This window comes from Arthrobacter sp. 10N44_2 (assembly GCF_056394385.1).
Window position 1 is genome coordinate 232,530 of record NZ_JBFTHT010000004.1, and the last position, 12,036, is coordinate 244,565.

Annotated in this window: 10 protein-coding genes and 1 pseudogene; 8 read left to right on the plus strand and 3 right to left on the minus strand. The window is 68.9% G+C overall.

All coding sequences use genetic code 11. The annotated features are described in order from the left end of the window. Positions 1 to 63: 63 nt before the first annotated feature. Positions 64 to 1,248, minus strand: a complete 1,185-nt coding sequence (locus AC1DBX_RS07055; RefSeq protein WP_476931410.1) for an MFS transporter — start codon at positions 1,246 to 1,248, stop codon at positions 64 to 66. A 137-nt stretch (positions 1,249 to 1,385) separates the two neighbouring features. Then, positions 1,386 to 2,597, minus strand: a complete 1,212-nt coding sequence (locus tag AC1DBX_RS07060; RefSeq protein ID WP_476871025.1) for an ROK family transcriptional regulator — start codon at positions 2,595 to 2,597, stop codon at positions 1,386 to 1,388. Between the two features lie 255 nt (positions 2,598 to 2,852). Here AC1DBX_RS07060 and AC1DBX_RS07065 point away from each other — a divergent pair, with 255 nt between their 5' ends. The 8 genes and pseudogenes from AC1DBX_RS07065 (at position 2,853) to AC1DBX_RS07100 (ending at position 11,431) form a co-directional block, all read left to right on the plus strand. Next, a complete protein-coding gene (locus AC1DBX_RS07065; protein ID WP_476931411.1) occupies positions 2,853 to 3,608 on the plus strand; it encodes a sugar phosphate isomerase/epimerase family protein in 756 nt (251 codons plus the stop codon). Beyond that, entirely contained in the window at positions 3,605 to 4,747 is a 1,143-nt protein-coding gene (locus AC1DBX_RS07070) for a Gfo/Idh/MocA family protein (protein WP_476931412.1), read from the plus strand. Before AC1DBX_RS07065 ends, AC1DBX_RS07070 begins: the two co-directional genes overlap by 4 nt. A gap of 9 nt (positions 4,748 to 4,756) precedes the next feature. Further along, positions 4,757 to 5,958, plus strand: a pseudogene (locus tag AC1DBX_RS07075) (Gfo/Idh/MocA family protein). A 1-nt stretch (position 5,959) separates the two neighbouring features. Then, on the plus strand, positions 5,960 to 6,955 hold the full coding sequence (locus AC1DBX_RS07080; RefSeq protein ID WP_476850531.1) for a sugar phosphate isomerase/epimerase family protein: 996 nt from the start codon (positions 5,960 to 5,962) through the stop codon (positions 6,953 to 6,955). Between the two features lie 470 nt (positions 6,956 to 7,425). Further along, positions 7,426 to 8,529: a baeRF11 domain-containing protein gene (locus AC1DBX_RS07085; RefSeq protein WP_476850530.1), complete on the plus strand. Its 1,104-nt coding sequence runs from the start codon at positions 7,426 to 7,428 to the stop codon at positions 8,527 to 8,529. Between the two features lie 66 nt (positions 8,530 to 8,595). Then, positions 8,596 to 9,132: a GNAT family N-acetyltransferase gene (locus AC1DBX_RS07090; RefSeq protein ID WP_230007785.1), complete on the plus strand. Its 537-nt coding sequence runs from the start codon at positions 8,596 to 8,598 to the stop codon at positions 9,130 to 9,132. A gap of 111 nt (positions 9,133 to 9,243) precedes the next feature. Further along, positions 9,244 to 9,978 carry a DsbA family oxidoreductase gene (locus tag AC1DBX_RS07095; RefSeq protein WP_476931413.1) on the plus strand — a complete coding sequence of 245 codons (735 nt, stop codon included), beginning with the start codon at positions 9,244 to 9,246 and terminating at the stop codon, positions 9,976 to 9,978. A gap of 130 nt (positions 9,979 to 10,108) precedes the next feature. Continuing rightward, on the plus strand, positions 10,109 to 11,431 hold the full coding sequence (locus tag AC1DBX_RS07100; RefSeq protein WP_476931414.1) for a nicotinate phosphoribosyltransferase: 1,323 nt from the start codon (positions 10,109 to 10,111) through the stop codon (positions 11,429 to 11,431). A 51-nt stretch (positions 11,432 to 11,482) separates the two neighbouring features. Here the strand turns inward: AC1DBX_RS07100 and AC1DBX_RS07105 are convergent, their stop codons facing one another. Next, complete coding sequence (locus AC1DBX_RS07105) at positions 11,483 to 12,025, minus strand: ArsR/SmtB family transcription factor (RefSeq protein WP_476931415.1); 543 nt, start codon at positions 12,023 to 12,025, stop codon at positions 11,483 to 11,485. Between the last annotated feature and the right edge of the window lie 11 nt (positions 12,026 to 12,036).

The window sequence follows — 12,036 nt, forward strand, 5'->3', positions numbered from 1 at the left end:
TCCCCGCGAACATGGGCCTTACCTGTCGTCTCGATTGACATCACCCCGGCGCGCGACAGCGAGTCAGTGGGGCTTCGGCACCCGCCGCAGTGACAGCGAGGTGCCCAGGATGAACGCGGCCACCGAGCCCAGGATCATCAGCAGCGGTCCGGTCCAGGCGCCGGTGGTCCCGTGGACGTAGCCCAGCAGGGTCGGCGCCACTGCCCCGAAGGAGTATCCCGTCCCCTGGACGACGGCGGACATCCGGGCCGCCGAGGTCTGGTCCCGCGCCAGCCGGATAATGGCCAGGAAGATCAGCGTGATGCCGCCGCCTTGGGCGACACCGCCGAAGGAACACCACAGCCACCACAGCTCCGGTGCCAGCAGCAGGCCCACGGGTACGGTGAGCCACAGCAGCCCCAGGGCGAGGCCCACCGCCGTCGTACTGGCGAACCGGGCCGCCAGCGGCACGCCCAGTCCGCCCACAATGGCCAGGATCTGGAAGAGCGAGGACCCTGCCCCGGCGGCTGCGGGCGCCATGTCGAGTTCGTCCGAGAGCAGGCTCGGCAGCCAGGCGGTCACTCCGTAGTAGGAGAACGCCTGCCCGGCGAACCCGAAGGTCAGCGCTGCCGTGATCCACCGGGAGGTGAGCTTCCCGGGCCGCCGCGGGTCCGCCGCAGTGACGGCGGCCGGAATAAAGGCCCGCCGGCCAACCGCGATCACCCACACGGCGGCGGCCGCCACCGCGAACAGGCCACTGGCGGCAATCGCGGGCCGCCAGCCCAGGAGTTCAGCCAGCGGCGCCGACACCATGGAGGTCAGGAACGAGCCGATGTTCAGTGCCGCGGTGTAGGTGCCCATTGCCGCGCCTTGCCGGGCGGGGGTGAAGTCACGGCGGATGATCAGCGGGACCACGATGTTGCCGATCGTAATGGCGACGCCGAGGATCACCGTGCCCAGCATGACCAGGGCACCCCCGCCGGCCGAGCGGACCACGACGCCGAAGAGCACCCCGAGCAGGGTCAGGGTGATGGCGAATTCTGGCCCCAACTTGCGCCCGGCCAGCGAGGCCAGGGGCGCGGCCAGGGCAAAGCACAGGACCGGGATGCCGGTCAGGAATCCCAATTCCACCGGGGTGAACCCGAGATCGTCCTCCAGTTGGGCGATCACCGGCGCCACCGCCACCAACGGGCCGCGCATGTTCAGCGCGATCAGCCCGATCGCGAGCATGAGGAGCCAGCCGCGCGGCGCCCGGGCCACGCTGCTCATGGGGCGGCCCGTAGCCCGGCGGCCGGGCAGAAATATGATTTCATCAGTCCCATTGCTATCACGGGCCCCGGTCGCGCCTTCGGAATGTGACGCTTTCCGGGACACCCCTGCCGGGCGCGCCGCTTTCCGGGACACCCCTAGCCCGTGGCCTGCAGGGTCGCCTCAATGACCGCGGGTGAGAGCACATGCTGCGTGACCATCTGGCTGGCGCCGAGGATCGCGGCCTGGTCACCGGCCCGGGACACGCCGATCCGCAGGTGCGCCGTGGCCAGCGGCAGCGAGCGCCGGTAGACCACCTCGCGGACGCCGGCCATCAGATGCTCCCCGGCCTGGCCGAGGCTTCCGCCGATCACAATCACCGAGGGGTTCAGCAGGTTAACGACCATGGAGAGGACGTCGCCGAGGTCCCTGCCGGCCTGCCGCAGCGCCTGGATGGCCTGCAGGTTCCCTTCGGCGACCAGGCGCAACACATCGCCGCCGTCGTGCGCCGGCAGGCCCTGCCGCGTCAGCGCCTTGGCGACGGCGGGCCCGGACGCCAGGGCTTCGAGGCACCCGTAGTTCCCGCACCGGCACAGCACGTCATCGCCACGCGGAACCCGGACGTGTCCGAGGTCGCCGGCCGTCCCGTTGGCTCCGCGCTGGAGCTGGCCGCTGCTGATGATGCCCGCCCCGATGCCGGTGGCCACCTTGATGAACAGGAAGTTTTCGACGTCAGGCCAGTGCGCCGTGCGCTCCCCCAGCGCCATGATGTTCACGTCGTTGTCCACCAGGACCGGCACCGGAAGGGACCGCTGGACGTGGCGGACGACGTCGAACCCGTCCCAGCCGGGCATGATTGGCGGCTTCACCGGCATGCCGGTGGCGTGTTCCACGGGCCCCGGGAGCCCGATGCCGGCGCCGGCCAGGTCCCCAATTCCCCGGCCGGCCCCGCCGAGCAGCTGCAGCCCTTCCTCGATCACCCGGTCCAGGACAACCACCGGGCCGTCGGCGACGTCCTGCGCCAGCCGGCGCTCCGCGAGCACCGTCCCGCCGAGGTCCGTGACGGCGATGATCACGTGGGTGGCCCCGACATCCACCGCCAGAACGACGCGGGCCGCCGGGTTGAAGGCAAAGCGCGACGGCGGGCGGCCGCCGCTGGAGCTCGCCTCCCCGGCGGGGCCGACGAGCCCGGAGACCATCAGCGCGTCGATGCGGGAAGCGACAGTGGACCGGGCGAGCCCGGTGGTCAGGGCCAGCTCCGCGCGGGTCCGGGCCTTGCCGTCGCGCAGGAGCTGGAAGAGGTCTCCGGCGCGGGACAGGCTGCCGCCGGCCTCGGGGGTTGCGGGCTCGGTGCCGGTGGGCGTACTCATGAGTAAGTGATAGCACGAAGATCTTCTGCATGTCACGCTTCACAAAGATTGACGCGTAGTTTCCAACTTTTGCTTGACGCACGGCATAAGTCTCCCTAGTTTAGAGCCATCGTGTTCCTCCGCTCCAGACAAACCATCTCGCTGCCCATGGGCGTGCAGTCCTACTTCGCGCAGAATCAAACGGAATGGACGCCCCTTCCCGCCGTCAGGGCTGACCCTCACACCTTCGAAGCCGAACTCGTGCAAAGGAATCCCGTGTCTTATTCAATCCAGCTGTACACCCTCCGCAACGCCCTCCAGGAAGACTTGCCCGGCACCATCAAAAAGGTCGCCGAACTCGGTTTCACCCAGGTTGAGCCCTACAACTTCGTCGCCACGGCCGCTGAGCTCGGCGCTGCCCTGAAGGAGAACGGCCTGACCGCCCCGTCCGGCCACGCCCCGCTGCTGAGCCAGGACCGGGACGAAATCTTCGCCGCGGCCAAGGAGTTGGGCATCACCACGGTGATCGACCCCTACCTCCCGGCCGAGCACTGGCAGTCCGCCGAGGACATCAAGGCCACCGCAGCGAAGCTCAACGCCGCCGCCAAGAAGGGCGCCGGGTACGGCATCCGCGTCGGCTACCACAACCACGCCTGGGAGCTGGAGTCCAGCATCGACGGCCAGACCGCCCTGGAGTACTTCGAGGGACTCCTGGACCCGGAGCTCGTCCTGGAAGTGGACACCTACTGGGCCGCCGTCGGCGGCCAGGACCCCGTGGCGCTTCTGCAGCGCCTCGGCGACAGGGTCAGGTTCATCCACATCAAGGACGGCCCCGTCTCCACGGACACCAAGGCGCAGCAGCCGGCCGGGCAGGGCAAGATCGCCGTGCGGGACGTCATCGCCGCGGCGCAGTCCCTCGAAGTCGGGGTCGTGGAATTCGACGACTACTCCGGCGACATCTTCGACGGCATCGCCCAGAGCCTGGGCTACCTGCAAAGCGGTTCCGCCGGCGCGCAGGGCGTGAACGCATGAGCGCCGCACCGAACCGTGTATCGGCGAACCGTGCCGCCGGCCGCGGCCCGGTGGGCGTCGCCGTCATCGGCGCCGGCAACATCAGCAAGCAGTACCTGGACAACCTGACCGTCTTCCCCGACCTTAAGGTCCACGTGATCGCCGACCTCTTCGAGGAGGCGGCCGGGGCGCGGGCCAAGGAATACGGCATCCCGGAGTGGGGCGGGGTGGACGCCGCCCTGAACCACCCCGACGTCGAAATCATCGTCAACCTGACCATCCCGGCCGCGCACGTGGAAGTGGCCACGGCCGCCGTCGATGCCGGCAAACACGTCTGGACGGAAAAGCCGTTCTCGCTGGACCGCGATTCCGGCCTGGGCCTGCTGAAAACGGCCGACGCCGCGGGGCTGCGGCTGGGCTGCGCCCCGGATACGTTCCTGGGCGCCGGCCTGCAGACTGCCCGGCGGCTGATCGAACGTGGCGACATCGGCACCCCACTGACGGCCATGACCACATTCCAGACGCCCGGGCCGGAATCGTGGCACCCCAACCCCGCGTTCCTCTTCCAGCACGGCGCCGGGCCGCTGTTCGACATGGGCCCGTACTACCTCACGGCCCTGGTGCAGACGTTCGGCTCCGTGCGCCGTGTGGCCGCGACCGGTTCCAAGGCAAAGGAGGTCCGGGTCATCGGTTCCGGGCCCAAGGCCGGCGAGGAATTCACGGTCGAGGTCCCCACCCACGTCTCCGCCATGGCCCAGTTCGAGTCCGGCGCGTCCTCCCACAGCGTGTTCAGCTTCGAGTCCCCGCGGCTGCGGATGGGCTTCGTGGAGATCACCGGGACCGAGGCCACCATCTCGCTGCCCGATCCAAACTACTTCGACGGCGACATCAGGCTCTGGCGCGCCGGCGACGAGGAATGGACCGCTATTCCGGCCACCGGCCCCAGCCAGGGCCGCGGCATGGGCGTGCTGGACATGGCACGCTCCATCCGCGCCGGCGTTCCGCACCGCGCCACCGGCAACCTCGCCTACCACGTCCTGGACACCATGGTCTCGATCTCCGAGTCGGTCGATTCGGGCACGTTCATCGATGTGGAAAGCTCCGCGCCCACCTCCGCAGCCCTCCCCGAGGACTGGGACCCCACCGCTTCCACACTCTAGGGACCAGCAATGAATTCCCACGAAACCACCCCCGGCCCCGCCGCCGGTTCACGTTTGGGTGTGGCCATGATCGGGTACGCGTTCATGGGCAAGGCCCACTCGAACGCCTGGCGGAATGTTGCCAGCTACTTCGACGTCCCGGCGTTCGAACGGCGCGTCCTGGTCGGCCGCGACCGGGACGGCGTCGCCGAGGCGGCCGCTAAGTACGGCTGGGCCGAGTCCGCCACGGACTGGCGCGCAGTGATCGCCCGGGATGACATCCACATCGTCGATATCTGCGCGCCGGGGTTCATGCACGCGGAAATCGCCATCGCCGCGCTGGCCGCCGGCAAGCGCGTCCTGGTCGAAAACCACTGGCCAACACCCTCGCCGAGGCCGAGGCCATGACCGCGGCAGCGCAGGCAGCCCGGGAGCGAGGGGTGCAGTCCATGATCGGCTTCAACTACCGCCGGGTCCCGGCCCTGGCGCTGGCCCGGGAGCTGATCGCGGAGGGCCGGCTCGGCGCCGTCCGGCATGTCCGCGCCGCCTACCTGCAGGACTGGCTCGTGGACCCGGATGCGCCCATGACGTGGCGGCTGAACAAGGACACCGCCGGGTCCGGGGCGCTGGGCGATATTGCCAGCCACGCGATCGACCAGGTGCTGTTCCTCCTGGGCGAGCCGGTCACCGAGGTCTCCGGCCGGCTGCACACTTTCACGCCGCGACGCCCGGGCGCTGCCGGGCTGGAGGAGGTGACGGTCGACGACGCCGCCTGGGCCACGCTGACCCTCGCCTCCGGGGCCATCGCCTCGGTGGAGGTCTCCCGGGTGGCCGCCGGGCGGAAGAACTCGCTCACGCTGGAGGTCTATGGCGACAAGGGAGCCCTGCTCTTCGATCTGGAGGACCTGAACGAGCTCTGCTTCCTGGACGCCACACTGCCGGTCCGCGAACAGGGCTTCCGCCGGATCCTCGTCAACGAACCCGAGCACCCGTACCTTGAAGCATGGTGGCCGCAGGGCCACGTGATCGGCTGGGAACACACGTTCACGCACGAGATCCGCGACTTCCTCACCGCGGTGGGCAACGGAACCCAGCCGTCGCCGTCGTTCGAGGACGGCCTGAGCGTCCAGCGGATCCTCGCCGCCGTGGAGGAAAGCGCCGCGGCCAAAAGTTCACTCATCCAGCTCACCCCGTCCGCACGGACCACCCAAACGATTACCGAAGGAACCTGACATGCCCCGCCCGTACACCCTGTTCACCGGCCAGTGGGCCGACCTGCCCTTCGAGGAAGTCGCCCGCCTGGCCTCCGGCTGGGGCTACGACGGCCTGGAAATCGCCGTCTCCGGCGACCACCTGGACGCCTGGCGCTGGGACGAACCCGGCTACGTCGAGTCCAAGCTGGCCGTGCTGGAGAAGTACAACCTCAAGGTCTGGGCTATCTCCAACCACCTCAAGGGCCAGGCGGTGTGCGATGACCCGATCGACTTCCGGCACGAGGCGATCGTCGGGGCCAGGGTCTGGGGCGACGGCGAGCCAGAAGGCGTCCGCCAACGCGCTGCCGAGGAAATGAAACACACCGCCCGGCTCGCCAAGGCCCTCGGCGTCGACACCGTGGTCGGGTTCACCGGATCCTCCATCTGGCAGTACGTCGCGATGTTCCCGCCCGTGCCGGAGAAGGTCATCGAGGCCGGCTACCAGGACTTCGCCGACCGCTGGAACCCCATCCTGGACGTCTTCGACGAAAACGGTGTCCGCTTCGCGCACGAGGTCCACCCCTCCGAGATCGCCTACGACTACTGGACCACCGTCCGGACCCTCGAGGCGATCGGGCACCGCGAGGCCTTCGGCCTGAACTGGGACCCCTCCCACTTCATGTGGCAGGGCATCGACCCCGTCTCCTTCATCTGGGACTTCAAGGACCGGATCTACCACGTGGACTGCAAGGACACGAAGCTGCGCCCCACCGGCCGCAACACCGTGCTGGGCTCGCACCTGCCCTGGGGCGACCCGCGCCGTGGCTGGGACTTCGTCTCCGCCGGCCGCGGCGACGTGCCCTGGGAATCGTCCTTCCGCGCCCTGGCCGCGATCGGCTACGACGGCCCCATCTCGATCGAATGGGAAGACGCGGGCATGGACCGGCTCCACGGCGCCCCGGAGGCCCTCGCCGCGCTGAAGAAGTTCGACTTTCCGGCCTCGAACACCTCCTTCGACGCCGCCTTCAAGCAGTAGCGGGGCGCCGCAGGGTCCGGATCCGCTACGTTTCCGGACAGACGCGGCGAAACCGGTCCGGCGCACCGCGGATCCGCGCTGCGCCGGACCGATTCCGTGGCCCTGGTCCGATTCCGTAGCGGAACTTATCAGTCCACAGCTGTCATCGTCGGGAGCCTCGAGTGCCGGAAATCCCGGAAAACACCATCGCACCGCGGGAACTTCAGCCCGGCCAGCGCTGCGAGGTCTGGATCGCGCCCGTCACAGGTGAGCGCGAGCTGGCGTTCCCCAACGTGGACGTGCTCCTTGAGGCGCCGAACACCTCCCGAGTGCAAGTTCCGCCGACTGTTGACATGGGACTCCGAGCGGTCCGATGCTGAGCTGATCCGGTATTGCTTCCCCCTCGGTGCGGCTTTGCGCATCGAGCAGGTGCAGGAACATTCCCCCTCCTCGTGCGACCCAGCCGAGAGATAGCAAAAAGGAGCACCCCCATGCACATCGACATGCCGACCCGGGACGACGTGGAACGGCTGGCCGCAGCGCGCGATCCACACAGCGTCACCGTGTATCTTTCGACGAGCAGCGTCCCTGCCCATTCGGAGGACAATCAGTCCAGAGCCCGGTCCTTGTTCAGTTCCGCCGTCGCACAGCTCCGCGAAGCGGGAAGCAACGACGCGGTCGTCGCGATAGAAACGTTTCTCGACGAGCTGCTGGGATCCCCGGAATTCTGGTTTGAGATGGGGCGGAGCCTGGCCATCTTCGTGACGCCGACTTCGATTCTCGAGTTCCGTTTGCCCAACGATCTCGAAGACCACGTAAGCGTGGCCGATCGTTTCGCCATCACACCGCTCCTCCGTGCCCTCACCTTCCCCAACGCGGCGCTCGTGCTCGCCATCTCCCAGAACGGGGCACGGCTCATCGAGGTCACGGCGGACCGACCGGCCGAAGAGGTCACGGTACCGGGCATGCCACAGGGTGCAGCCAGTGCCGTCGGGCTCGAATCGATCGGCGGCCGCTCCCACTTCGGGCGGCTGCATGGCGACGAGGGACGAAAGGTACGGCTAGCCCAGTACGCCCGTTCCGTCGACCACGTGCTTCGTCCATTGTTGAACGGTCAGTCCCTGCCGCTGGTGATCGCTGCGACGGAGCCGCTCGCGAGCATCTACCGCAACCTCGCAGGATACGCCCACCTCGCGTCCGAGGGCATCGAGGGGAACCCCGATGAACTGACCCCGGCCCAATTGGCGGAAGCGGCGCGTGGCGTACTTGACCGGATCTATGCGGCCGATCTTGTTGCCCTGCAAACGACGTTTGAAGAGCGTCGCCCCAGCGGCCGCGGCACCGCCGACCTCAGCGACTTGGCGCGGGCCGCCGCCTTCGGCGCCATTGCGACGCTCGCCGTGGACATGGATGCCAGTGTCAAAGGTGCTGTCGGAGACGACGGCGCACTCACCCTGGACGGCGACACCGGACAGGACGTGGTCGAGGAAATCGCCCGTCGGGCCCTCGGCTCGGGCGCCCGGGTCTTCGCCGTGCGCCGATCCGACATGCCGGAAAATGTGGAGGCCGTCGGAATCCTCCGCTACGCCATCTGATATGTAGCCCCCAACAACACCAGTTCTTATTGATGCCCGGGCCCCGCCGCGGGCTAGGGTTTAGCCATGACGCACCGGATCCGGACAGCAACCGCGGACGACGCCGGGAAGCTGGCCGCACTCGCGGCCGTCACCTTCCCGCTCGCGTGCCCGCCGGAGTCCCGGCCGGAGGACATCGCGGCCCACCTCGCCAATACCCTGAGCGAGGCCAATTTCCGGGCCTATCTGGCAGATCCGGAGGTCACGGTGCTGGTGATCGACGCCGACGGCGACCTCCGCGGTTACAGCCTGCTGGTGGCCCGCCCCGCCCGGGACCCGGACGTAGCCGCCATCCTGGGCGAGCTGCCGTGCACCGAACTGAGCAAATGCTACGTCCACCCGGACCACCACGGGCTCGGCGCCTCGGCCGAACTGATGCACGCCAGCATCGGCGCGGCTGCGGAAGCCGGCGCCCGCGGGCTCTGGCTCGGCGTGAACAGCCAGAACGCCCGGGCCATCCGGTTCTACGAAAAGTCCGGCTTCCGCAAGGTCGGCACCAAGTCCTTCCAGCTCGGCACCACCGTGGAGCACGACTTCGTGATGGAGCGCCCAGTCGCGCCGTGAGGCCGCGGGCGCCGGCCGGCCCTCAGCCGGGAGGACGCTTAGCCGTGGGGCCGTGACGAAGCCGACAGGCCGCCGGGGAATGGACCCGGCGGCGGCGCGGTTGTTGCGGGCATGAAGATTGAGATCTGGTCCGACGTCGCCTGCCCCTGGTGCTACATCGGCAAACGCCGTTTCGAAACCGCCCTCGCGGCCTTCCCGCACCGCGATTCCGTGGAGGTGAAGTGGCGCAGCTACCAGCTGGATCCCACGCTCCCGGAGCACTACGACGGCACCGAACTGGACTACCTGAGCACGCGCAAGGGCATGGCGCCGGCGCAGGTATCGCAGATGTTCGAGCACGTCGCGGCCCAGGCCAAGGGCGAGGGGCTGAACTACCGGTTCGACGCCGTCGTGGTCGCCAACAGCTTCACGGCCCACCGGCTGATCCACCTCGCCGCCGCCCACGGCCAGCAGGACGCCGCGAAGGAACGCCTGCTCAGCGACCACTTCGAGCATGGCAAGGACATCGGCAGCCAGGACTACCTGACCGCCCTGGGCCTGGACCTCGGACTCGACGCGGGCGAACTGGCGGAACTGTTCAGCACCGAGGCCTACGCCGACGCCGTCCGCAACGACATCGCCGAGGCCCGCGCCCTGGGCATCAGCGGCGTCCCGTTCTTCGTGATCGACCGGAAGTTCGGACTCTCCGGTGCCCAACCCGCCGAAACCTTCACCGCCGCCCTCGAGCAGGCGTGGCAGGACAGCCACCCGCTGGTCATGGTGGGCGCCGGCGCGGAGGCTGCGGACGCCACCACCGATTCCCCCGCGGAATCCGGCGCCTGCGGCCCGGACGGCTGCCCCGTCTGAGCCCGGCATCGTCGAAGTCGCCGGAAACTCCCGGACTCGCCCGAAGTTTCCGGCGCCTCGGGGCGTTTCCGGCGAACTCCCGGCACGGGCGGCGTCCTGCGGCTTCGGGCGGCCCGGCCTAGAGTGGATCATGGACACTTCGGCCGGACCGGACGGACCCCGGACCTCCCTGTTTACCGACCACTATGAGCTGACCATGTTCCAGGCGGCCCTCCACTCCGGGGCCGCGCACCGCCGGTCCATCTTCCAGGCCTTCGCCCGGGGACTGCCGGCCGGGCGCCGGTATGGGATCGTGGCCGGCACCGGCCGGCTCCTCGAGGGAATCGCGAACTTCCGCTTCAACGAGGACGACGTCGCCTTCCTGGCCGACACCGGCGTGGTCCATGAGGACACCCTGGAGCACCTGGCCGCCTTCCGGTTCTCCGGCGACATCTGGGGCTATCCGGAAGGTGAAGCCTACTTCCCGCATTCCCCCGTCCTGATCGTCGAATCGACGTTCGCCGAGGCCTGCGTCCTGGAGACCTACGTCCTGTCAGTGCTGAACCATGACAGCGCCATCGCCTCGGCCGCATCCCGGATGACCAGCGCCGCCGGCGGCAGGCCCTGCATTGAGATGGGCTCCCGCCGCACCCACGAGGAAGCGGCCGCCGCGGCGGCCCGCGCGGCTGTCATCGCGGGCTTTTCCGGCACGTCCAACCTGGCCGCCGGGCGGCGTTACGGCCTGCGGACCATCGGCACCGCGGCCCACTCCTTCACCCTGCTCCACGACTCCGAGCGCGACGCCTTCGCGGCGCAGCTTGCCTCGCTCGGGTCCGGCACCACGCTGCTCGTGGACACGTACGACGTCGAAGCGGCCGTCCGTACCGCCGTCGACCTCGCCGGAGACAAACTTGGGGCCATCCGGCTGGACTCCGGAGACCTCGTGGCCCAGGCACGGTGGGTCCGCGAACTCCTGGACAGCCTCGGCAACGTGCACACCAGGATCGTGGTGACCTCGGACCTGGACGAATTCGCCGTCGCCGCGCTCCGCTCCGCCCCGGCCGATTCCTATGGCATCGGCACGTCCCTGGTGACCGGATCCGGGGCGCCAACGGCCGGGATGGTCTACAAGCTGGTGAGCCGGGCCGGTGACTCCGGTGAGCTGGCTGCCGTGGCGAAGACCTCGAAGGACAAGATCAACATGGGCGGGCGCAAGTTCGCCGTGCGCCGCCTCGACGACCGCGGCACCGCCACCCACGAGGTCCTCGGCGTGGACCACCCGCCGGCCGCCGGAAGAAACGGACGCCCCCTCCTGCAGCAGTTCATGAAAGACGGCGAAATCGTGCCCGGCTGGACCGGCCCGGACGCGGTGGGGCGGGCGCGGGACCGGCACACGGCCTCCATGGCGGAGCTGCCCCGGGTGGTGGACAGGCTGCAGCCCGGCGAGCCGGCCATCCCCACGATCTACGAATAAAGCCCGCCAAGGCGGCGCAAGACGCAAATCCCGTTCCGGGAGGACCGCGACTTAGTCTGTTGTCCGGTGCAGGACAAAGATGCCGCCGTAGGCGGGCTGGTCCAAGCGCTGCCGGTCGCTGTCGGTGTATTCGCTCAGCACAGCGTGGATGCGCGTGGTGAGGTCCTCAGCATCTTCCTCGGAGAGGTGCAGAACGAAGCGTGAGAGGCTGGCGAGCGCGGCCGGTCCTGCTTCCGTCAGCTCTTCCCGGAATGCCTCGAGCGGGGCCAGCGGACCGGCGGGACCGGCTTCACTCAGTGCGGTGTCCAGCTTCCAGGACCGCCCCGTGGAACGATACGGCTTCTCCAGCGCGCCACTCTCGCCCGTGCGGACCCCGGCGGGTTCAAGGAACCCCGTTGAGAGCAACTGCCGCACGTGATAAAGCACCGTTCCCGGATCCTGGCCCAGCCGGTCGGCGAGTTGTTTGTTGGTCAGTTCGTGGAGCCCGCACAGGCGCAGGATCCTCAGGCGCAGCGGATGGGCCAACGCCTTAATTTCCCGGGCGCTCGCGACGGGTCTTTTTTGGTCCGCGCTCGGCTGCTCTGCGTCCGTCATGTCCCAATCCT

Coding starts and splice junctions, on each gene's coding strand:
- AC1DBX_RS07055 (WP_476931410.1), bottom strand. CDS start 1,248: ATGAGCAGCGTGGCCCGGGCGCCGCGCGGCTGGCTCCTCATGCTCGCG.
- AC1DBX_RS07060 (WP_476871025.1), bottom strand. CDS start 2,597: ATGAGTACGCCCACCGGCACCGAGCCCGCAACCCCCGAGGCCGGCGGC.
- AC1DBX_RS07070 (WP_476931412.1), top strand. CDS start 3,605: ATGAGCGCCGCACCGAACCGTGTATCGGCGAACCGTGCCGCCGGCCGC.
- AC1DBX_RS07080 (WP_476850531.1), top strand. CDS start 5,960: ATGCCCCGCCCGTACACCCTGTTCACCGGCCAGTGGGCCGACCTGCCC.
- AC1DBX_RS07085 (WP_476850530.1), top strand. CDS start 7,426: ATGCACATCGACATGCCGACCCGGGACGACGTGGAACGGCTGGCCGCA.
- AC1DBX_RS07090 (WP_230007785.1), top strand. CDS start 8,596: ATGACGCACCGGATCCGGACAGCAACCGCGGACGACGCCGGGAAGCTG.
- AC1DBX_RS07095 (WP_476931413.1), top strand. CDS start 9,244: ATGAAGATTGAGATCTGGTCCGACGTCGCCTGCCCCTGGTGCTACATC.
- AC1DBX_RS07100 (WP_476931414.1), top strand. CDS start 10,109: ATGGACACTTCGGCCGGACCGGACGGACCCCGGACCTCCCTGTTTACC.
- AC1DBX_RS07105 (WP_476931415.1), bottom strand. CDS start 12,025: ATGACGGACGCAGAGCAGCCGAGCGCGGACCAAAAAAGACCCGTCGCG.